The sequence below is a fragment of the Chlorobiota bacterium genome (assembly GCA_016710285.1).
GTDB lineage: Bacteria > Bacteroidota > Ignavibacteria > OLB7 > OLB7 > OLB7.
This window is the reverse complement of sequence record JADJXR010000001.1, coordinates 3,344,402-3,366,557: the sequence shown is the minus strand read 5'-3', so window position 1 is coordinate 3,366,557 and position 22,156 is coordinate 3,344,402. Positions and strand designations below refer to the sequence as shown.

Annotated in this window: 19 protein-coding genes; 8 read left to right on the top strand and 11 right to left on the bottom strand. The window is 59.1% G+C overall.

The window, feature by feature from the left end; all coding sequences use genetic code 11:
• Nucleotides 1-46: 46 nt before the first annotated feature.
• Complete coding sequence (locus IPM61_12410) at nucleotides 47-1,147, bottom strand: histidinol-phosphate transaminase (GenBank protein MBK8912116.1); 1,101 nt, start codon at nucleotides 1,145-1,147, stop codon at nucleotides 47-49.
• A 278-nt stretch (nucleotides 1,148-1,425) separates the two neighbouring features.
• Between IPM61_12410 and IPM61_12405 the strand changes: the two genes are divergently transcribed.
• Both IPM61_12405 and IPM61_12400 read left to right on the top strand, forming a co-directional pair.
• A complete protein-coding gene (locus IPM61_12405; GenBank protein ID MBK8912115.1) occupies nucleotides 1,426-1,794 on the top strand; it encodes a KTSC domain-containing protein in 369 nt (122 codons plus the stop codon).
• Between the two features lie 103 nt (nucleotides 1,795-1,897).
• Nucleotides 1,898-3,136: a 4-hydroxy-3-methylbut-2-enyl diphosphate reductase gene (locus IPM61_12400; GenBank protein ID MBK8912114.1), complete on the top strand. Its 1,239-nt coding sequence runs from the start codon at nucleotides 1,898-1,900 to the stop codon at nucleotides 3,134-3,136.
• Between the two features lie 380 nt (nucleotides 3,137-3,516).
• Here IPM61_12400 and IPM61_12395 read toward each other — a convergent pair whose 3' ends face one another.
• From IPM61_12395 to polX, 7 genes are read right to left on the bottom strand one after another with little or no spacing between them, the layout of a single operon-like run.
• The gene (locus IPM61_12395) at nucleotides 3,517-4,227 is read right to left on the bottom strand and encodes a type III pantothenate kinase (GenBank protein MBK8912113.1); all 711 of its coding nucleotides are present in this window, start codon (nucleotides 4,225-4,227) and stop codon (nucleotides 3,517-3,519) included.
• Between the two features lie 31 nt (nucleotides 4,228-4,258).
• A complete protein-coding gene (locus IPM61_12390) occupies nucleotides 4,259-5,173 on the bottom strand; it encodes a glutaminyl-peptide cyclotransferase (protein MBK8912112.1) in 915 nt (304 codons plus the stop codon).
• A 35-nt stretch (nucleotides 5,174-5,208) separates the two neighbouring features.
• A complete protein-coding gene (locus IPM61_12385; protein MBK8912111.1) occupies nucleotides 5,209-6,135 on the bottom strand; it encodes a TraB/GumN family protein in 927 nt (308 codons plus the stop codon).
• Nucleotides 6,132-6,926, bottom strand: a complete 795-nt coding sequence (locus tag IPM61_12380; protein ID MBK8912110.1) for a 1-acyl-sn-glycerol-3-phosphate acyltransferase — start codon at nucleotides 6,924-6,926, stop codon at nucleotides 6,132-6,134. Before IPM61_12380 ends, IPM61_12385 begins: the two co-directional genes overlap by 4 nt.
• 11 nt (nucleotides 6,927-6,937) lie before the next feature.
• Nucleotides 6,938-7,744, bottom strand: a complete 807-nt coding sequence (locus IPM61_12375; protein ID MBK8912109.1) for an RluA family pseudouridine synthase — start codon at nucleotides 7,742-7,744, stop codon at nucleotides 6,938-6,940.
• Entirely contained in the window at nucleotides 7,744-8,631 is an 888-nt protein-coding gene (gene folD, locus IPM61_12370) for a bifunctional methylenetetrahydrofolate dehydrogenase/methenyltetrahydrofolate cyclohydrolase FolD (GenBank protein ID MBK8912108.1), read from the bottom strand. Before folD ends, IPM61_12375 begins: the two co-directional genes overlap by 1 nt.
• Before the next feature lie 55 nt (nucleotides 8,632-8,686).
• The gene (gene polX, locus IPM61_12365; GenBank protein ID MBK8912107.1) at nucleotides 8,687-10,417 is read right to left on the bottom strand and encodes a DNA polymerase/3'-5' exonuclease PolX; all 1,731 of its coding nucleotides are present in this window, start codon (nucleotides 10,415-10,417) and stop codon (nucleotides 8,687-8,689) included.
• Nucleotides 10,418-10,683: 266 nt separating this feature from the next.
• Between polX and IPM61_12360 the strand changes: the two genes are divergently transcribed.
• From IPM61_12360 to IPM61_12335, 6 genes are all read left to right on the top strand, one after another.
• Complete coding sequence (locus tag IPM61_12360; protein MBK8912106.1) at nucleotides 10,684-11,850, top strand: acyl-CoA dehydrogenase family protein; 1,167 nt, start codon at nucleotides 10,684-10,686, stop codon at nucleotides 11,848-11,850.
• A 1-nt stretch (nucleotide 11,851) separates the two neighbouring features.
• Entirely contained in the window at nucleotides 11,852-12,304 is a 453-nt protein-coding gene (dut, locus tag IPM61_12355; protein MBK8912105.1) for a dUTP diphosphatase, read from the top strand.
• Nucleotides 12,305-12,370: 66 nt separating this feature from the next.
• Entirely contained in the window at nucleotides 12,371-13,705 is a 1,335-nt protein-coding gene (locus tag IPM61_12350; GenBank protein MBK8912104.1) for an AI-2E family transporter, read from the top strand.
• Nucleotides 13,706-13,773: 68 nt separating this feature from the next.
• Nucleotides 13,774-15,552 (top strand): hypothetical protein, encoded by a 1,779-nt coding sequence (locus IPM61_12345; protein MBK8912103.1) that lies wholly within the window; start codon nucleotides 13,774-13,776, stop codon nucleotides 15,550-15,552.
• A gap of 21 nt (nucleotides 15,553-15,573) precedes the next feature.
• Nucleotides 15,574-16,032 (top strand): thioredoxin-dependent thiol peroxidase, encoded by a 459-nt coding sequence (gene bcp / locus IPM61_12340; GenBank protein MBK8912102.1) that lies wholly within the window; start codon nucleotides 15,574-15,576, stop codon nucleotides 16,030-16,032.
• Complete coding sequence (locus tag IPM61_12335; protein MBK8912101.1) at nucleotides 16,016-17,530, top strand: TatD family hydrolase; 1,515 nt, start codon at nucleotides 16,016-16,018, stop codon at nucleotides 17,528-17,530. Before bcp ends, IPM61_12335 begins: the two co-directional genes overlap by 17 nt.
• Nucleotides 17,531-18,251: 721 nt before the next feature.
• Here IPM61_12335 and IPM61_12330 read toward each other — a convergent pair.
• The 3 genes from IPM61_12330 to IPM61_12320 form a co-directional block, all read right to left on the bottom strand.
• A complete protein-coding gene (locus IPM61_12330; GenBank protein ID MBK8912100.1) occupies nucleotides 18,252-20,273 on the bottom strand; it encodes a radical SAM protein in 2,022 nt (673 codons plus the stop codon).
• Nucleotides 20,274-20,308: 35 nt separating this feature from the next.
• Nucleotides 20,309-21,385, bottom strand: coding sequence for a hypothetical protein (locus tag IPM61_12325; GenBank protein ID MBK8912099.1), 1,077 nt, complete (start codon nucleotides 21,383-21,385; stop codon nucleotides 20,309-20,311).
• A gap of 82 nt (nucleotides 21,386-21,467) precedes the next feature.
• Nucleotides 21,468-22,079 carry a UbiX family flavin prenyltransferase gene (locus IPM61_12320; GenBank protein MBK8912098.1) on the bottom strand — a complete coding sequence of 204 codons (612 nt, stop codon included), beginning with the start codon at nucleotides 22,077-22,079 and terminating at the stop codon, nucleotides 21,468-21,470.
• Between the last annotated feature and the right edge of the window lie 77 nt (nucleotides 22,080-22,156).

The window sequence follows — 22,156 nt, the reverse complement described above, 5'->3', positions numbered from 1 at the left end:
GGAATGTTGGGCCGATGCTGCCCACGTGGCCAATAACGAAGCTGGGTTAGTGGACTAACTCTTCGTTCAGAACTTCCTCCAATGCCGCCACGCAGCGGGCGTTTTGCTCCATTGTGCCGGTGGAAATCCGCAGGCAGTTCGGAAGCCCAAACGCGGTCAGCGGGCGGGTGATAATCCCCCGTTGCATCAGGCCGTTAAAGATCCGCATCATGCGGTCGTGGTCGCGGAAGGTGATCATCACGAAGTTGGCAAGGGTTGGAACAAAATCCAGCCCCATCCGCTCGAACTCGCGGTGGTAATACAGAACCGATTCACGGTTAAGCTCAACGGTTTGGCGCAGAAATTCTTCATCCTTCAAGGCGGCCAATCCGGCTTCTTCGGCGGGGGTGTTTGGCTCGAACGGCAGCTTCACTTTCATCATCTTGCCGATGATGTCCGAATGCGCCATCCCGTAGCCAATACGGATTCCAGCAAGCCCGTACGCCTTGCTGAACGTGCGGACCGTCAGGACGTTGTCCCAGCGGTAGTGCATCGAATCTGGGTAATCGGGCCAGCCGTCGGCGTACTCGAAGTAGGCTTCATCAAGGATCACCAGAACGTGCTCCGGAACCTTCTCCATGAACCGCTCCAGCGCGTTGGTGGTCACCGCCGTCCCGGTGGGATTGTTCGGGTTGGCAATGTAGATGATCTTCGTGTGGTCGTTGATCTTCCGAAGGATTCCGTCAAGGTCGTACCCGTTGTTCCGCTGCGGGACGTAGTGGGTCTTCTTCCCGGAAGCATGCGCAAGCACCAAAAACCCCACGAACGTCCCTTCGCTGCTAATCATCTCATCCTCGCCGTCCAAAAATGTGTGCAACGCGTTGCTGATGATGGACTCCCCGCCGCTGCCACAGATCACGTTCTCCGGGCGAATCACGAACCGCTCGGCCAACGCTTGCCGAAGCCGCAACCCGGCATCGGGGTAGTGGGTAAGGTGCTGCAACGACTCCGCCGCTGCCTGCAGCGCAAGGGGCGACGATCCAAGCGGATTCTCGTTCGAGGCAAGTTTCACCGCGCCGGTGATCCCTAATTCTTGTTCAACTTCGGCGACGGATTTGCCAGGCTGGTAGGCCCGTAACGAGGCGATGTGGGAAGAGACTGATATCATGGAGGACCCGGGAAATCGGGCTTTGGTAGCCACAGGTTTGGATTGAAGGACGGGGCAAAAATAGCAAAGCATTGTTGGAAAGCAACTGAACTTCTTTGAAGTTCGCAGACGGAGGCACAAACTGTAAAGTGGGGCAAAAAAAGTCCCTTGCTTCCACATCATTCCCCCACCTAATTCGTCAAAGGAATGTGGCCAAAACTGACGCAACAGTTGGCTGTTCCTTTGCCACCGGAAGACCGCACAGACAACGCCCAGCAACCATTTGAACAGGCACCGCCATGATGCTAACCACCGTCAACTCAAACGCCATTCACGCAATTGGGTACGACCCCAAAAACCGCCAATTGGAGGTGATTTTCACCGGCGGCGGAATCTACCTTTTTGAGAATGTGCCGCACGATGTCTTCGTGCAATTCCTTCGTTCCCCCTCCAAAGGGAGCTTCTTCCGCCGGCGGATCCAGGGGCGATTTCGCCAGGAGCGATTGGGGCGGCTGACCAAACGCCAGCAGGAACGCCGCCAAGCCAAACATCCGCCAATTCCGGAAACGGATGGGGCGATTGGGCTGCCCGCCGCGTCGCCGAACCCGACCACTGCGGCTTCCCCGCTCCCCCGCCTTGCCGCCCGCACGGTCCCAATGGCCGCGTAAACCTTGTGACGCGCTTCCCCTTTTACCACAGGGTGCGAAGCCGCTATTTTTGAACCGGAGCAGCGGCCTGCTGCTCCGGTTCCTTTTTCTTCCTAAACGAACAATGGCACGCTCTTTCGATATCCCGCTCTTCTACCGCTCCCCGATCATCTCGGTGGTGAAAAATGCGCGAAAGCTGCAAGACCCACGCCGCCGGGATTACGCCCCTTCGGTGCTGGACCTTGGGCCGGTGCGGTTCCGATTGGCGCGGCATTTTGGGTTTTGCTTCGGGGTGGAGAACGCCATCGAGATTGCCTACCGCGCCGTTGAGCTCCACCCCGACAAACGGATATTTTTGCTGTCGGAGATGATCCACAACCCGCACGTCAACGATGACCTTCGCCAGCGCGGCGTGCAGTTTATGATGACCACTTCCGGCCAGCAGATTGTTGGTTGGGATAGCCTTACCCCAGACGACATCGTCATCGTTCCGGCATTCGGGACCACTCTGGAAATCCAGCAACAGCTTAGCCAGCGCGGGATTGACCCCTACCGCTACGACACCACTTGCCCCTTTGTCGAGAAGGTCTGGAACCGAACCGCAACCCTGGGGGAACGGGATTGCACGGTGGTGGTCCATGGCAAATGGAACCACGAAGAAACCCGCGCAACCTTCAGCCACAGCCGCAGCAGCGCGCCAACCGTTGTGGTGGAGAACATGGAAGAAACCGAGCGGTTAGCCGCAATTATTGAAGGGCGCGAAGGCTTGGAGAAGTTCGAGGAGTGGTTCAGAAGCAGAAGCTCGGAAGGGTTCAATCCTGCAAACGATTTGAACCGAATCGGCGTGGTGAACCAGACAACGATGCTGGCCCAAGAGACCCAAGCCATTGCCGACCGCCTGCGCCAAGCAATGGTGGCCCGCCACGGCGAATCAACCATCGCCGAGCATTTTGCCGACACCCGCGACACCCTTTGCTACGCCACCAACGAGAATCAAGGAGCCACCACCGCGCTGATTGATGCCGGCGGAGATTTGGCCGTTGTGGTTGGCGGCTACAACAGCTCGAACACCTCCCACTTGGTTGAGCTGTGCCAGCAGAAGATGCCCACCTACTTCATCCGCGATGCCGATGAGATTCTGGATCAATCCTCCATCCGCCATTTCGATCTCCATTCCGGCACCGTGGTGCAGGCCCAGGGGTGGCTGCCAGCCGTTGACCGCCCGCTGGAGCTTGTGCTCACCAGCGGCGCGTCCTGCCCCGATGCGCTGGTGGATGCCGTGATCCAAAAAATCGCATCCTTCTTCCCCGATGCCATAACCATTGAGGAAGCATTGCTGCCGTTTCGGGTAGGGCAGGGGTGATGGAGTAATTTCAGATTAAGCCTGATCCAGCAGAGGAGAAGGATCACACCGTTTCCATCGCGCCCCCCTGCTTCGCCGCAAGCGGCTGCGCGTCCCTCCAATGCTGGGGGGAAATGGTTTCTAGAAAGATTGCTTGTTCGCTGCTGCCCAGGTCATGCTCTGCCAGCCCCTCCCCCAGAATTGGGGGAGGCGGGAAGGGGGCTTGCTGCGGTGGCGGGATCCATCACCCAGATGGAGTTGCCAAGCCTCTGCACAGGGAGGAAATACAATGGAGTGAAGAGGTCGCTGAACTCTTCACTCCATTTTGTTTTTCACTCCGCTTTTCTCATCCCTCGGAACACAGACTGGGCAGGCTAAAGACCTGCCGCTACCCTGCGGTATCACCCCGTTTTTCTCATCCCTCGGAACAGCAGGACTTCATCCACTTCGACGTGCGCCCAGGATTCCCACAGACGGCGCATCAGCAGTGCGTCGCCGCCGGTTAGGACCACTTTGCCGGAGCCGCCAAACAGGCGGTGGTTCAGGGTTCCAACAATCCCCGCCGCGCCGTAGGCTGTTCCCGCAACAATCCCGTTTGTCACCGATCCGATGCTGGTGCGGGCGGGGTATTCTGGCGGCTGGTCGGGGTCAATCACGGGCAGAAGCGGGACGCGTTGGTGCAGCCCTTCGGTGCTGGTTCGGAACCCCGGCATGATTGCCCCCCAGTATGGCCGCCCGCCATGGATCGCGTCAATCGTGATGGCCGTTCCGCAGGAGATCACAATCCCATCCTTCCTCATCCCGAACAGGTTCAGCACACGGTCCAGGCCAAGCGTTTCCGGGGTGTCGTAGCTGCTTCCAACAAAGTCGGCAAGGTCCTGGCGGGCAACCACTCGAAGCTGCGGGAACGCCTGCAAATGGGGCATGGCCTGCTTGCTCAGCTCCTCCCCAATCGGAGCGCAAACCACGGGGCGGTCCGGGGTGGGCTGGAAGCGTTCAAGAAACTCGGCAACCTCCCGAAACCGCAGCACCTCAGGGATGCGGGCGTTCAAATCCTCCACGCACTTGATGGTGCTGTTGCCGATCTCAACAAACAATGGTTTGGCTTGCATGAAAAAAAATGGTGTGAGAGGTGGGCGTTGTTCAGGAATGGTTGGCGGCCACCGGCTGTGAAGGATTCCCCCGCTTCACCAGCTTGATTTCGAAGACGAACGGCCACTGTTTTCCGGTGACGAACAGCCGGTCCGATTTGGCATCGTAGGCAATGCCGTTCAGGACTCCGGTGTCGCGCCCGCGCTCTTCCGGTTTCAGCAGGCCGCTTAGGTTAATCCAGCCGGTGACTTTGCCGGAGTAGGGGTCAATCTGCGCGATGCGGTTGGTTTGGTAGATGTTTGCCAGCACCTTCCCGTTGACGAATTCCAACTCGTTCAACTGGTCCACGCCGCTGCCTCCGTCGAACACATTCACCCTTCCAACTTCACGCAGGTTGCTGGGGTCCAGATACCGCAGGACGTTCGAGCCATCGCTCAGAATCAGGTATTGGTCATTCTGCGCCAGCCCCCAGCCTTCGCCGGGATATTGGAACGTGGCAATCTGGCTGAAGGTGTTCAGGTCGTAGATGAACCCCGTTTGGTTCTTCCACGTGACCTGGTAGATTTTTCCATCACGAATCACCATTCCTTCCCCAAAAAATTCGGAGTCCAGTGCCACCTTCTTCAGAATCTTTCCGGTGGTTGGCTCCACCTTCCGCAGCGTTGACTGGCCGAACAACCCGGTGGTCTCGTAGAAATATCCATCAAGCCACACCAGCCCTTGCGTGTAGGCCTTCGGGTCGTGCGGGAATTTGTTGACCACTTGAAACGTGAACTCCTCCGGCCCGGCAGTAGCCGGCGGCGGAAGCGATGGAGTGTTTGGGGTTGTTGGCGTTGTTGGCGGCGAAGCCGTTGTTCCCGTATCGCCCCCGTTGCGCTCGGTTGGTTTGTCGCCGCCGCAGCTTGCAAGAAGCAGCCCAGCGATCAGCGTTCCAACAATGCCGGAAAAGAAGTTTCGTGCGGTCATGCCTGAGTGTGCAATTTTGAGTGTGCGATCAATATCTAAAGTTGTTGAACCGAGTACCCTTTTGCGCGAAGCAGCTCCACCACCCCTTCCTTCCCAACCAAATGAAGCGCGCCAACCGTGACCAAGTGGGGTTGCGTCCCGGCCAGGAACTCCTCGATTTTCGGCATCCAATTGTGGTTGCGGTCGGTGACGGCGCGCTTGTAGAATTCGGGGTCGGACTTGTAGGTTTTTTGCAGCAGCTTCTCCAGCGATTTCAGGTCCCCTTTTTGCCACGCTTTCACAATGGTGTTCACATCTTTTGCCGCCTTCCCGTGGCTGGCCCCATCCAGCGATTGCTTCAGGAACGACTCCTGCGCGGCATCATTCAGCGATGAAAACAGGTTGATCTGGTCGGTGACGGCCTCAAGCGCGGCGGTTGGTTTCCCCCGCTCTTCGGCCTTGCCGTGGACGTATTTGTCAATGCCATGCTCGGCTTTCATCTCTGCTTCTTTCAGCTGCAACCCCATGATGGTTAAGGCAACCACCCAGGGTTTGAATTTGTTGAACAGCGTGATCGCCAGCCCCTGTTTTTCCAACGCTTTTGCGACCTTTTGGTAGGTGGATTTGGCGATGGAGTTTTTCAGGGTTTTCTCCCCGGTGTACATCCCTTTGCTGAGCATCAGCCCGGCAATCGCGTCCTGGTCAAAACTGTCCAGATCGGCCTCGAAGGCATAGACTTCGGCCTGGTTGATTGCCGATTCAATCACCGTATCCAGCGGGTAGATATCCTCCTTCAACAAATGGATGGAACCCAGCAGGTAGATGGTGTTGGTGGGGGAACTCACCTTCCACAAGCAGTGCCGTGGCGATTGCTTCCGGGGCGTGTCCTGGGCGCGGAGCGCGACCCCGGCCGCCAGCAGAAACGCCGCAGCAAGGATTGCTGTTCTGCCAAAAAAAATCTTCGTGTGGGATTGCTGGCTCATGGTTGTTCAGATTCGTTTGTTGTTGCTGGTTGGTTCTGCAAAAGGGCATCAACGTCGCCGGCAGGAACGCCGCGCCATGCGGCTATCTGGCCAATAATCTGCTGGCGAACTTGCTGGCGGATTGCCCCAACATCCTTTGTGGTTAATCCCTCGGTCCGGACCGGCGGAAGCACCGATAAGCGGACCGTTCGCGGCTGGCCAAACAGCCACGTGTTTTTGGGAAGGCAATCGCCCGAACCATCAATGGCAATGGGGAGAATGGGAAGCCCCTGGCGAACGGCCAACAAAAACGCGCCGTCGGTGAAGCCCCCTACACGCCCGTCGCGGCTGCGCGTTCCTTCCGGGAAGAAGAACACGGAGCAATGATTTTGCAGATACCGTGCCGCATGAACCAGCGATTGCGCGGCGCGGCGGCGGTCCTGGCGATCCACCATGATATCCCCCACAAGCCGCATCAACCACCCCAGCACCGGAACCTTGAACAACTCCGCTTTCGCAAGCCATTTCATCTCCCACGGAAGCGTGGAGATGAACGGGATGTCGGCAAACGACTGGTGGTTGCTAACTGCCACGTATGGCCGGCGCGGGTCCCCCACCAACACCCCTTCGGTTCGCAGCCGCCACATCGGGTTGATGGCCACTAAAATTGGGGCCAACCTTCGAAGGGTCCTTCCGGTGCGGTATCGCGCCGGGTCGCGATCCAGCAGCCGGACCACGCCAACGGGGATCAGCCACAACGTCAGCAACGTCACGGAGCTAAGCCATATCCAGATGGATTTCACGATGCGCATTGCGGTCCCCGTTACTCCTCTTCCTTCTTTCTCACTTTTCTCAGCTGCGTCAGCAATGCCCGAAGGTCGCGGGGAAGGTCCGCGTGGAAGGTGATCGGCTGTCCGGTTGCTGGGTGCTGGACCGTTAGCTCCTCGGCATGAAGCGTCAGGCGGTCAATCAGCGGGTGCTCCTCGCGTCCGTAATCTTTGAACTTCCGTTTCAGGGTGGATAGAAGGATTTTATCCTGGTTGCCGTACATCGGGTCCACCGCCAGCGGGTGGCCCACGGCGCGGCAATGGACGCGGATTTGGTGCTGCCGTCCGGTGTGGGGGCGTGCCTCGGCAAAGGTGAAACCACGGAACCGCTCGCGCACGGCAAGCACGGTCAGCGAAGGCTTTCCGGTGGCCGAAGGTTTCATCCGCCCGGGGTGCGCCGGGTCGGTGATGATCGGGATGTCAATCGTCATCTCCGGCTCCATCATCTCCCCCTCCACGATTGCCGCATATCGCTTGATGGTTGTGCGCTGCTCGAACTGATCGTTCAAGGCTTTGTGCGTGTCGGCATCGCGGGCGAACAGAACCACGCCGCTGGTGTCCTTGTCAATCCGGTGCACGGTCCAAAGCTGGCCATACCGCTGCTCGGCAATCTCCTTCAGCGAGGTCCCAACCTCGAACCGTTCCCGAATGGTTGACACCCCCGAGGCTTTGTCGAAGGCGATAAGATGGTCGTCCTGGAACAGCACCGTGAACTTCTTCCGCTCCTTGTGTGGGCGCGGGTTGGCTTCGGGGTCTGGGACTCCATCAATCTCAAAATCAAATTCCCAATCGTCGTTCTGCATCAGTTGAAGGCTCCTTGCGCCGAGCGGAGCGTGTTGTTCATCAGCATGGCAATGGTCATCAACCCAACGCCGCCCGGCACCGGGGTGATTGCCGATGCCACCGGGGCAACCGCGTCGAAGTCAACATCGCCAACGATTCGGTAGCCTTTTTCGGCGGCGGGGTCCTCCACTCGATTGATCCCAACATCAATCACCACCGCGCCGGGTTTCACCATGTCGGGGGTGATGTAGCCTGGCCGTCCGATTGCCGCCACAAGGATATCCGCCTGGCGGGTGATGCTCCCCAAATCGCCCGCGGCCGAGTGGGCAACGGTGACGATTGCATCCCCCCCTTCCCCTTTCCGCAGCAGCAGGTTTGCCAGCGGCTTCCCCACCAGCATGCTGCGCCCAACCACCACGGCCCGTTTCCCACGCGTGGCGATTCCGTAATGCTTCAGCATGGCAATCACCCCCGACGGCGTGCACGGTTCCGGCGAAGGAAGCCCAATCACCAGCCGCCCAACGTTTGTTGGGTGGAAGCCATCAACATCCTTGCGCGGGTCAATCGCCAGCACAACGCGGTCCGGGTTGATATGCTTCGGCATGGGGGATTGAACAAGGATTCCGTGGACCCGCTCGTCGGCGTTTAGCTCGGCAATCAGTGCAAGCAGTTCCGCTTCGGTGGTCTCCTCCGGCAGCGTGTGGGTGGCGGAGTAGAATCCAAGCCGCGCGCAGGCCTTCCCTTTGGACCGGACGTAGGTTGCCGAAGCGGGATCGTTGCCCACCAGCACCACGGCAAGCCCCGGGGTGATTCCCCGTTGCGCAGCAAGGAGTTCCGCATCGGCTTTGATGCCTGCTTCAATCGCTGCGGCAACGGTTTTTCCGTCAATGATGGTCGTATCGTGCATGGGATTTTTTTTGTTCAGATTGATCTCGGTGATCTCTGGTTCTCTTGCTCTTCTCTCAGGCTCCTTCCCCCCGCATCCGTGCCGATGCTGCCAGGAATTCATCGGCGCTCAGGGCGTTCAACACGTCTTCTTTTCGGAGCCAAGCCTTGCGGCCAATGGTGATGCCGTAGCGAAGGACGTTGAAGCCCTCCAGCGAGTGGGCATCGGGGTTAATGGCAATCTTCACCCCTTTGCGAACGGCAAACCGAATCATCCGCCAGCTAAGATCAAGGCGGTGCGGGTTGGCGTTCAGCTCGATAGACTTGCCATGCCGCGCTGCCGTCAGGATCACTTGCCGCAAGTCGGGGTTGTAGCCGGTTCGCGAAAGGATCAGCCGCCCCGTGGGGTGGCCCAGCATCGTCACGTAGCGGTGCTCCAGTGCGCGGCACAGCCGTTCGGTTTGCGCTTCCGGCGGAAGATTGAAACTGCTGTGGATGGAAGCCACCACCCCGTCCAACGAAGCCAGCGCGTCGTCGCTCAGGTCCATGCTCCCGTCGGCAAGGATGTCGCACTCGATCCCCTTCAGCACCCGGAACTCCGCCGGGTCGAACCGCTTGTTGATTTCGTCAATCTCCTTCCCTTGCGCCATCAGCCGTTTCTCATCAAGGCCGTTGGCGTAGAAGGCGGCTTTGGAGTGGTCGCACAGCAGAAGGTAGCGGTAGCCCAGCGCGCGGGAATGGTCGGCAAGTTGTTGGATGGAGTTTTGGCCGTCGCTCCATGTGGAATGGACGTGCATCACCCCTTGCAAATCTTCCATCTGGACCAAGCGGGGAATCGTCCCATCCACGGCGCGGCGAACTTCGTCAATCCCTTCGCGCAGCTCCACCGGAATCGGCTGCACCCCCGCAAGCCGGAACAGCTCATCCTCGCTGGCCAGCGGAACGGAAACGCCATCGCGAAGCAGGTCGTTCTCGGTCAACTCATACCCCTTCTGTTCCAAGGGGATGGAGATCATCATGTTGTAATCGCTTGCGCCGGAGCGGTGGTGGAAGGTGGCAATGAAGTGGTCGGCATCGGCAACCTCAATGCGAATCTTGATTTCGCCATCGAACTTGGCAACAATAACGTTCCCCCGCCGCGCCACCTCGCTGATTTCCCCCAACCCGGCCACCTTGTGCTCCACCGTTTCGGGGAAACCAGATTGCACGACGAAGGAAAGAACCTCAATTTCTTCATACCCCCGCCGCAGCCGCCCGGCGATTTCGGCACGCTCCACCGTGGGGATTGCGCGAAGCTGCGGCAGCAGTGCCTCGGCAAGGGTCGTTGCGCCGTCAAGCCGGAGCTTCCCGCGCCGCTTCTTCACGTCTTGGATTCCGGCAAGAATCTTCTCCTGCGATTTCTGCCCGAACCCCGCAAGCCCCGCCACGCGGTTTTCGGTGCAAGCGTACTCAAGCTCCCCCAGCGTGGTAAGTCCAAGCTGCTGCCACAATGCCCGCACTTTTTTTGCCCCCAGGCCGCGCACCTGCAAGATGTCCATCAGCCCCTGCGGGGTCTGGGCTTTCAGCCCCTCCAGCGTTGCGGATTTCCCGGTCTGCAGAATCTCCATCACCTCCGGCGCAAGGCCTTTTCCGATTCCTGGGATTCCCAGAACCGCGCCCTGTTGCGCGGCTTGCTCAAGGTCAACCTGGGTGGTTTCCAGCGCGCGCGCCGCCCGCCCAAAAGCGCGGCTGCGGAACTCATCTTCGCCATGAAGGGTCAGAAGCGTCTCTATTTCGGAAAGGATGTCGGCAACGTGTCGGGCTGTCATCGGCGTGTGTGTGTGCTGGGATTGAACTGGGGCAAAGTTACCGATTTGGAAGCCCCGCGCCTGCTTCGGGCGGCGGCGCGAGCGGGGGAACTAACAAGTTCTTGCAAAGGGTGGGGGCGGGTTCGGGGGGTGGTTCGTTTGGGGTTGGTTATTTTGCCGCGCCGAAATTGCACGCCCGGCCCCGGCACGGCGTGCAAAACGGCAGCGATAGTCATCAAGAAGCGCGAAACGTACGTAGGCGATAACCAACACATATTCCCGATTTCATGCCGATCATAACTCCCGATTATTACGACATCAACGGCCTGCTGACCGAAGAAGAGCGGTTGCTGCGCGACACGGTCCGCTCCTTTGTTGATGAGGAAATTCTGCCGATTATCGAGCATCACTACCGCGCAGGAACCGCGCCGATGAACCTTATCAAACGGTTCGGCGATCTTGGCATTTTTGGCGCGACAATCCCCGAAGAATATGGCGGCGGCGGGATGAACTCCATGTGCTACGGGCTGATTAACATGGAGATGGAGCGGGGCGATTCCGCCGTCCGCAGCACCGTCTCGGTCCAAAGCTCGCTGGTGATGTACCCAATCTGGCAGTATGCCAGCGAGGAACTGAAACGCCACTGGCTTCCGCGCCTTGCTTCCGGCGAGGCGATTGGCTGCTTTGGGCTTACCGAGCCGGACTTCGGGTCCAACCCCAGCGGAATGATCACCACCGCCCGCGAAACCGACAGCGGCTACGTGCTGAACGGGGCCAAAATGTGGATCACCAACGGAACCCTTGCCGACATTGCGGTGGTTTGGGCAAAGCTGGATGGTGTGGTTCGCGGGTTCATGGTGGAGAAAGGAACCCCAGGCTTCACCGCGCCGGAAATGAAAGGGAAGCACTCGCTTCGGGCATCGGTCACCAGCGAGCTGGTGTTCCAGGATTGCGAGATTCCCAAAACGCACATCATGCCCGGGGTCCAGGGGCTGCGCGGCCCGCTCTCCTGCTTAAATCAAGCACGGTATGGGATCAGCTGGGGGGCAATCGGCGCGGCGATTGCGTGCTTCGAGTCGTCGGTGAAATACGCCACAACGCGCATCCAGTTCGACAAGCCAATCGGCGGGTTTCAGCTGGTCCAGGATAAACTGGTTTGGATGTTGAACGAGATCACCAAAGCCCAGTTGCTTTGCTGGCGGCTTGCACAGCTGAAGGATGCCGGAACCGTCCGCCCGCAGCAAATTTCCATGGCCAAGCGGAACAACGTCTGGATGGCGTTGGAGTGCGCACGGTTAGCGCGTGAGATTCACGGCGCAAACGGCATTCTGGATGAGTATCCCGTGATGCGCCACGCCGCCAACTTGGAGTCGGTAAAAACCTACGAAGGGACGCACGACATCCACACGTTGATTCTGGGTCAGGACATCACCGACATTGCAGCATTCAACTAACATGGGAATTTCCGTCCCGATTATTCGCGTGCGGGAGGGGTTCGATGACCTTCCCCTCCCCAGTTACGCAACCGCTGGCGCGGCTGGCATGGACCTTCGTGCTGCGGTTGCCGCGCCGGTGACAATCCAGCCGTTTGGGCGGGCAGCGGTCCCCACCGGGATTGCCATTGCGCTCCCACCCGGGCTTGAGTGCCAGGTGCGCCCCCGCAGCGGGCTTGCAATCCGCCACGGCATCACCATGATTAACTCCCCAGGAACCGTTGATGAAGATTTCCGTGGCGAAATCCACGTGCTGATGGTGAACCTGGGGAGCGAGCCGTTCACCATCGAACGTGGCGACCGAATCGCCCAAGCGGTGATTGCACGCTACGAACGGATTGACTGGGAAGAACAGACGGAGCTTGCGCCAAGCGAGCGCGGCGCGGGCGGGTTCGGGAGCACCGGCGCGCGCTAACCATGCGCCCGGGGCCTCGGCCAGCCACGTGATGCAGGAATCAACAACACAACCGCCGTAGAAGAGATGGAACACACGCAGGAAGCAGCGCCACAACCCACTTCCCCAACGCACGGACCCGACGGCGGCCAACCCGCGCCAACAGCGGGGCATGGCCCGCGGAACACGCGCCGCCCGCACATCGCTTTGCGGCGCAGCATCCGCCCGCAGGAGATGTTTGCGTTGGTGGGTGGGTTTGCGTTGTACGGGCTGCTGCTGTTCACCGTCAGCAGCAACTACGGGCTTGTGGTTGATTTTTTCATCACCGCTGCCCTTGTGTTTTTGCTCTATCCATTCCGCCGCGAGATCGTTTCGCGCAGGGTGATGCAGTTGGGGGTTGGGACCTTCCTGCTGTGGCTTTGCACCACGCTGGCGGGGGTGTTGTTTCCGTTTATCGCAGCGTTCATCATCGCCTACATCCTTTCGCCGTTGGTGCTTCGGTTCCAACGGCGGGGAATTCCCCGTTGGGCAACATCGGTGACCATCGTGCTGATGATTCTTGGCACCTACGTGCTGATTGGCTTCTACGTGATCCCGCCGGTGATTGATGAGATCAACAACCTTTGGACCTCGGCCCAAGCAATGCTGCGGGATGCGAACAGGTTCCTGGATAAGGACAAACTGACCGAGCAACTCACCCGATTGGGAATCCCCAAAAAACAGGCCCAAGAAATTGTGGTAAGCCAAATCCTTCCGCAGCTGAAAGGGGTTGGCTTGTGGTTGGCAAGCACGTTGTTCGAGGTGGTGAAGAACCTCACCACAGTGTTGGAAGGGGTGTTCAATCTTATCGCCATTCCGGTGCTGGCGTTGTACATGATGCTGGATTTCGAGCGACTGCGGGGGTTCGTGCGGCGCGTGCTTCTGCGCGACAACAAGCGGTACGTCCATCTTGTTCGCCGCACCGATCACATCATCAGCAGTTACCTTCGGGGCATCCTCACCACCAGCTCGATTGTGGCGGTGCTGGCAACCACAACGCTGGTGCTGTTCGATGTCCCCTACGCCGTGGTGATTGGGATTCTTACCGGGGTCTGCAACTTCATCCCAACCATTGGGATGTTCATGAATTTGGGAATCGCCATGGTGTTCTATCTGTTTGCCCCGGGCGATTTCTGGATTCACACGTTAATCACCACCGGGATGATTGGCGGCTTGCACGCGCTGAATGCCTACTTGATTGAACCAAACATTATCGGCGAAAGCGTCGGCCTTCACCCCGTGGTGATGATCGCCTCGCTGTTCGTCTTCGCCCACTTCTTTGGCTTTTTGGGCCTGGTGGTTGCCGTCCCCATCACCGCCGTGGTGGTGATGCTGCTGCGCGAATGGTACCAACGCTCGATGATCCCGCAGCAACAAGGATAGCCAGCTGCGGAACCCACGCCACGGCGGAGAAATTGTAGATACTCGAATCCTTTTTATCAACGCAATACATGACCAACGAAACCGGTAACGCCGAAGAAACCACGTTGCCAACCGAACCAACCGAACAACAGCCTCTGGAAGCCGAAACAACCGCTCCGGAAACTGCCGGCACGCCCGCCGGAACAACCGAGCCAGCGGCAATCGAAACCGAAACTGAGCCAGCGGCAACGGCCAACCAGCAACCACCCCAGCCCGAAGAATCGGGAGAGGAAGCAGAGGTAGAAGGTGCTGAGGGGGATGAAGCCGACGCGCCCCGGCTGCGGCGTTCGGGGAATATCTTTTTTGTGGGGGTCCCCATCGGCAACGATGGCGACATCACCCTGCGCGCAATCCGCACCCTTGCCAACGCCGACGTTGTGGTGTGCGAGGAAGCGAAAGTTGGGGCGCGAATCATGCGGACCCACAACATCAGCGCGAAGCTGATGGAGATGAACGAACACAACGAGGAAGAAGCCGCCGAAGAAGTGATTGCCCTGCTGGACGCTGGCAAAACCGTTGCCGTTATCAGCGATGCTGGGCTTCCGCTGGTGGCGGACCCGGGCGCGGCACTGGTCCAGAAATTGCGCGAACGTGAGCTTCGGCCAACGGTCATCCCTGGCGTAAGCTCCATCACCACCGCCTTGATGGTAAGCGGTTTTGGGATTGATGAGTTCGACATGGTGGGATTCCTTCCCCGCAAAATTGGCGAGCGGGAATCCGCCGCACGCGCGCTGCGCCACCGCTTGCGCACCGTGGTGATTCTGGAAACCCCATACCGCCTGCGCTCCCTTCTCTCCATCCTTTCCGATGCCATGCCCACACGCCCGGCTGCGCTGGCAATGAACCTGACCATGCCGAACGAATCCGTCCTGCACGACACCCTTGCCGGACTGAATGAAAAATTCGTGGAGAAAAAATTTCGCGGCGAATTTGTTCTGGTTCTTGGGCCATACTCCGGAAGCGAAGAAGATGAGATGGAAAGAGAAATGGAAGAAATAGAGATGGAGGATGAAACGCTTGCAATGGAGCCTGCAAGCAAAGCGGAGCCTGCAAGCAGAACGCCGTGGAGCAAGGACGAAGCCGACGGAGGAAACCGCCCAATCCGGAAACGGAGTGCCGAACGATTCATGCTAGACGATGAGGGCAACGACGAAGCCGGCAGCGAAGAAGAATCCGACGAAGAACACCAGCCACGGCGCAGCTTCAACGACCGCGACGACCGCCCGCGACGCAGTTCCGAGGCAAGAAACAACGACCGCGACGACCGCCCACGACGCAACTTCAGTGATCGCGACGACCGCCCGCGCCGCAACTTCGGTGACCGCAACGACGACCGCCCGCGCCGCAACTTCGGTGACCGCAACGACGACCGCCCACGTCGCAACTTCGGCGACCGCGATAACGACCGCCCGCGCCGCAACTTCGGTGATCGCAACGAGGATCGCCCACGTCGCAGCTTCGGTGATCGCAACGAGGACCGTCCACGACGCAACTTCGGCGACCGCGACAATGACCGCCCGCGTCGCAACTTCGGCGATCGCAACGATGACCGCCCGCGTCGCAACTTCGGCGATCGCAACGATGACCGCCCACGTCGCAACTTCGGTGATCGCAACGAGGACCGCCCGCGTCGCAACTTTGGCGATCGCAACGATGACCGCCCACGTCGCAACTTCGGCGACCGCAACGACGACCGTCCACGGCGCAACTTCGGTGATCGCGACAACGACCGTCCGCAGCGCAACTTCAACAAAGGGTTTGGCGGAGGGCGGCCAGGGGGCGGGAAGAAATTTGGCGGCAAACGATAACCAGATCAATCAAACCAGACCATGCTGAATGTTGGCGACCTTGCCCCCGACTTCACGGCCCAGGATCAAGACGGGATCACGCACCGTTTGAAGCAGTATCGCGGCCGCACGGTGGTGCTTTATTTCTATCCAAAGGACTTGACCAGCGGCTGCACGACGCAAGCCTGCGACTTCCGCGACAACCTGAACCGACTGGCGGCGCAGGATGTGGTCCTGCTTGGGGCCAGCCCCGACACCGTAAAAAGCCACCGGAAGTTTGCCGACAAGGAATCGCTCAACTTCCCGTTGCTGGCCGACCCTGAGAAGGAGATCGTGAACCGGTATCAGGTTTGGGTGGAGAAAAGCATGTATGGCCGGAAGTACATGGGGGTGGAGCGGACGACGTTTATCATTGACAAGCGGGGGAAGATCAAGCATATCTTCCCCAAAGTGAAAGTGAACGGCCACGTCCAGGAGGTTTTGGATGCACTCGCTAATTGACACCCACGCCCACTTGTACGTGGGCCGCTTTGCCGACGACATCGAGCAAGTGCTGGAGCGCGCAACCGAAGCCGGGGTGGAAGCCGTGGTGATACCCGCCACGAAGCCACAAGAATTTGCGCCAGCGTTAGCGCTGGCCGAACGGTTCCCGCAGATCCACGTTGCCGTTGGGGTGCATCCGCATCATGCGGCGGAGATTCAGGACAGCGACCTTGACGAGGTTCAGCGGTTGCTTCGGCAAGGGAGCGGAATTGCCGTTGGGGAAATCGGTTTGGATTACTACTATGACTTCGCCCCAAAGCCGCGGCAGCATGAGGTGTTCCGCAAGCAACTTCAGATTGCCAAAAGCGTTGGGCTTCCGGCAGTGATCCACAATCGCGAATCCGATGAGGACGTGTTGCGGATTTTGGAGGAAGAGCAAGATGGCAGCCTGCAATTCCAACTCCATTGCTTCAGCAGTGGGGTTGGGGTGTTGCAGCGGGCGCTGGCGCTGGGGGGAATGATCTCCTTCACCGGCAACATCACTTTCAGCAAAGGGGCATTGGACGAAGCCGTCCGCGCCGTCCCCGACGACCGAATCATGATTGAAACCGATGCCCCGTACATGACCCCAGTCCCACACCGTGGCAAACGGAACGAACCCGCATTTGTGGGGCTGGTTGCACAGAAGATGGCCGAATTGAGAGGCACGACCCTACAAGAAATTATGACGACTACAACAGCCAACGCCAAGCGTTTTTTCCAACTGATGACACTGCTGATTGTGGCCTCTGCGGCGGCCATTGCCCAGCAGACAACAGCAGTCAAGCATGGAGCCAAGCAGCACGCAGCGGCTTCCGCCCGCATCACGCCCCCGGCCTTCCCTGCCGACTCGCTTCCCACGCCAGAAAAGCCTTCCGAGCCGTACGAGAAATGGTTCGGTTTTGGCGGGCATTTTGCTTCCACCACCATCATCAGCGGGTCGCTGACCGATGCCAACGCTGTGCCGGGATATGGCGTATGGCTAAGCGGCACGCCGCTCCGCAGCCTTGATGTTCATTGGTTGCAGCTGGACCTTACCTACACCCAAAGCCGCAACACCCTGCTGTACGACACCATCTACACCAACACCACTGGCGAGGAGTTCGCGCCGCCGAACGACCACCAGCAGATTGGTTTCAACTTCCGGTTTACCGGCAACCCGGCATCGGTGGTGAACCTTCATGCCTCGTTGGGGATGACCTATTTCCGCAATTCCTACGGGTTAGAGAAATGGCTGGTTGAGGAAGTCCGCGACACGAACTACAAAGCGTTTGTGGAGACGGGATGGGGGCTTAGCGGGTCGTTCGGGGTGGCCATTAACATCAAAACACCCTACGGCATTGTTGCCCCAACAGCGGAATGGTATATCTCGCAGATCATGTCCGACCGGGTGCTGCCACGCCGAACCTCGGAGTTCTTCCTAAGCCAGCCACGGCTTGGGTTGCTTATCTATCCAGCATGGAGCAAGCTGTTTTAGCAGCATCACCGCCGTTGAATATCGGCTGAAGAATGAAGAAGGGGATCAACAGCAAACTGTTGATCCCCTTCTTGTTTTTGCTTGCGGGGTAGCGACCCCGATCTTTATCAGGGTAGCGGCAGGTCTTTAGCCTGCCGAGGGGATAGACGCCGAAGGCTAAAGACCTTCGGCTACCCGTGTAATGGCAGCTCCGATTCTGTCAGGGTAGCGGCAGGTCTTTAGCCTGCCGAGGGGATAGACGCCGAAGGCTAAAGACCTTTTATCAATCCCGACGGAGGTCGGGGCGGCTACCCGTGTAATGGCGGCCCCGATCTTGTTGGGGTAGCGGCAGGTCTTTAGCCTGCCGAGACACCGAAGGCTAAAGACCTTTTATCAATCCCGACGGAGGTCGGGGCGGCTACCCGTGTAATGGCGGCCCCGATCTTGTTGGGGTAGCGGCAGGTCTTTAGCCTGCCGAGGGGATAGACGCCGAAGGCTAAAGACCTTTTATCAATCCCGACGGAGGTCGGGGCGGCTACCCGTGTAATGGCAGCTCCGATTCTGTCAGGGTAGCGGCAGGTCTTTAGCCTGCCGAGGGGATAGACACCGAAGGCTAAAGACCTTTTATCAATCCCGACGGAGGTCGGGGCGGCTACCCGTGTAATGGCAGCTCCGATTCTGTTGGGGTAGCGGCAGGTCTTTAGCCTGCCGAGACACCGACGGCTACTGGTTCATCGCTTGTTCAAATCATCCCCGGGGTAAGCTCGGCGATGATGCTTTGGCTTTTCAGTGCCTGATGTTCCGCCGGGTCCCACGGGCTGAAATCCCCTTTGCGGCGGAACGGGATGAACCCCGCTTCGCCAATGCAATGCTCCATCGAGCTTGCGTCCATCTTGAAGGTGGTTCCGCTTGCCGAAACCACGTTCTCCTCGAACATCACCGACCCGAAATCATCGGCACCGTAGTACAACGCCGTCTGGCCGATGTCGGGACCTTGCGTCACCCAGCTGCACATGATGTGCTGGATGTTGTCGAAGAATATCCGGGCAATTCCCTGGACCCGCAGGTAGGTTGATCCGGCTTGGTCGAACGACTTGATCTTCTGATCGGGGCCTTTCTGATAAGGCCACGTGACAAACACCATGAACGGCGCCACCTCATCCTGCAGCTGGCGGATTTTGGCCATGTGCGCAAACTTGTCGCGGGTGGTCTCCCCCATTCCATACAGCATCGTCACCGAAGCCTTCATCCCCATGATCCCCACCTGACGCATCACTTCCAGCCAGACCGCCGAACGGCTCTTCTTGTAGCTTACCCGCTTGCGGACACGGTCCACCAAAATCTCCGCCCCGGCACCGGCGAACGTATCCAACCCGGCATCGCGCAGGGCATGGAGCACTGCGGAAATTTCCTGCGGAGTTTTGTTTGGGCACAGCCCCAACACCTCGTCGGCACTGAAGCTGTTCTGCTGGATTTGCGGCCATTCGCTCTTCATCCATCGGAGCAAGTTCGTGTAATATTCCAGCGGAAGATTCGGGTTGACCCCGCCCTGGACCAACGCTTGCACGCCATCGCCGTCGGCAAGCTCGTTCATTTTTTCGCGGAGCTGTTCGCGGGTTAGAACGTAGCCTTCGTTGTGCCCTTTTCGCTTTGGGTCGTCGCTTCGGTAGAAACCGCAGAAGCCGCAATCAACGTTGCAGACGTTGGTGTAGTTGATGTTCCGAGCAATGATGTAGCTGACGCGCCCCCCGGGGTTCATCCGGCTTCGGATGTTGTTGGCCACCTCGCCAATGTCGGTCAGATCGGCCTCCAGATAAAGCCGCTCGGCATCGTGGACACTGATGCGGCGGCCCGAATCGGCGCGGGCAAGGATGCGGTCCACGCCGTAGCTGCGGCTGTAGGGAACAACCTCCGGCACAAATTTCCCGAACGTGTTAATGCCGTTCTGCGGCGATTGCGGCGTGGCAAACTCCACACGCGCATCGGGCAGCAATTTCATGTTGCTTGCCAGCCGGAAAAACTCCTGCATCCCGTACCAAGCCGACTTGTTCAGATTGAACTGAATCCGCTCGTCCAAATAATCGGCAACCTCAGCTTTTGGCATTTGGTGGCGTGCTGCCCACTCCTCGATAATCTGATGCTTCCGCGCAATCCCGTCCCAGAACCGGCGGTTGATCCGCTCCACCAACTCAGGGGTAAGCACCCCCGGCTGCGCGGCCCAGACGGCAAAGACGAACGGTTCGCCCGTAAGCCGTTTCCACGCGTCGGCAAGGTCGTGGCGGTACTTGAATTGCTTCGATTCACGGAAGGCGATGTCGGCAATCAGCAGCCCGGCGTCGGTCCCTTTCACGCTTGCGGGAATCTCCTGGCCCGGCATCCGAATAAACGGGATGCTCCCCTTCCCCACCGAATCCATAAACACTTTTGCCAGCACCACCGAGGTTCGGCTGGCGTTGTCAATGAACAGTCGCTCAACGCTGTCCAGCGGGACCTGGCTAACAATCACCACCGACTCCACCCTTCCGTTTGCGCCGATGCAGGGGCCCGGCACAACCTCAAGCCCGCCAATCTCGGCCACCGCCGCCACCGGAAGCAGCGCGATGTCGGATTCCTGCTCCATCATCTGGCGCGCCCCTTCGCTGGGGACAACGTATTCGAAGTTGAACAGCTCATCCTCGGCCATTTCCACGGTTAGCGGAAGTGAGTTCAGGAAGTCCGCTGCGACCACGCGCAGTTTTTTTCGGGAAGGTGCAAGCGTTGGCATTGGGATAGTCGTGGAATGTTCTCCGTTCTGGCTCATTACGGCTCGGCAAGAATCGTTAGGGAGGAGAGTTCGTTGAACGTGGCATCCATCGGGACCGGAACCCAACGGGATTCAACGATTCGGCTGTGGACCATTCGGGGAAGGATTCCTGCACGCTGCCGCGCTGTGGAGGGGGCAAACACCGGAAGCGATGGCTGCGCCGCCGCGCCTTCCCCCAAGCCTTCATCGGAATGGACATCGTCAACGGCAATGGTGGGGTCTATCATGTTGGCCCCGTAGCTTAACGCAACAAAAGCGCCCTCGCTGGTCATCAGCGAAGGGGCAACAGCGATGTGGGGAATGTTGTCCAGAAATATCCGCGCAACCGCCGCCGCACGAAGCGACTGCGCCGCCGTTGGCGCGGCCAGATACCACTGGGCCACGTTTCTGTTTTGGATCCCCATCGGAACAAACTGAACGAACCCGTTGGTCTGGTCCTGCAGCGTGCGAATCGCCAAAAGATGGGCGGCATACTCAGCCGGGCGATCCTTGACGGTGCAGAGCATGGAAGCACCGGTGTTCAACCCGGCGGCGTGGGCGGCGCGGTGGACGGCAATCCAATCCTGGAACGGAATGGCAGCGGTGGAATGCGCCGCGCGAAACTCTGGGCTGGAAAGCTCGGCCTCATCGCCGGTGATGAACAGTTCGCCACCGCGCTGAAGCATTTGCAACGCATTTTCAATGGAGATTCCGCTCCGTTCCGCAGCCCGCGCCACAACCCCTGCCGAAAGGAAAAGTGTGGAAGGTGCGGGGAAGGCGCGCATCGCCGTTTGCAAATCCGCCAACCCTGCAAGCGTTGCCGCAAGCGCCCCCACCGGACGCACCGCAACGCCAACGGCCCCGGCCTGGTGCTGGTTGGCAGCATGGGCAAGGTCATCAAGTGTGGAAACGTTGAGCGGGATCAGGGCGCGGTAGTGGGCATTGCGCCCGTGGCGGCGTTCGCGGGGGATTCGGGCAAGCGCGGCAATCGCCGCAAGGTCCTTCACCCCGAACAGTTCGCGGCAATCATCCACGCCAACGCGCTCCTCACGCTCCAGCAAAGAACGAACACGGGATATGAGTTTGGAAGACATAGAAAATTCGTCGGTTGTCAGTTGCGGAAGAAGCCAGATGAAGGATGAACCCAAGCGGTTTCTTGCTGGTTTCCATCGTTCATCACTCCCCCCATTTCCTGCTCAGTTTCAGATCAATGGCCAGATGGTTCAGCACCTTTTGCAGGACGAAGTTGATAAGATCATCGAAGGTTGATTGGCCACTGTAGAAGCCAGGCATTGCCGGAATCAGCGTCACGCCAAGCTCGGCAAGGGTCAGCATATTTCGCAGGTGAATGGCCGAGAGCGGAGTCTCGCGCGGGACAAGAATCAGCCCCTTTTTTTCTTTCAGCATCACCCCTGCGGCGTGGTGCATCAGGTTTTGGTCCACGCCGTGGGCAATGCTTGCAACGGTGCTCATCGAGCAAGGGATAATTACCATCTGCTGGGGACAGTTGCTTCCGCTGGCAAACGGGGCGTTGTAGTTCTGGTTGTTCCAGACGACCACGCGCTCGGCCTCCTGCTGGGTGGCGTTCGGAAGCTGCCATGGGCCGGTTGCTGGCGGTTGCAGGCCCACCTCCTGGGCCATCACCTGGTGCGCGGCGCTCGACATGACGATATTCACCCGCTGGTAGTACCGGGGAAGTATTTCAAGAAGTCGCACAGCGTAGATAGCCCCGCTTCCGCCGGAGATGCCAACGGTGATAGAATCGCGAAGATTGGGGGCCATGGTCATTGGTTGCTGTTGCTTCGATTGTTGCTCAATATGGCGATGCTTGGTTGCCGTCGGCCAACATCGCTCCCCGCCACCGA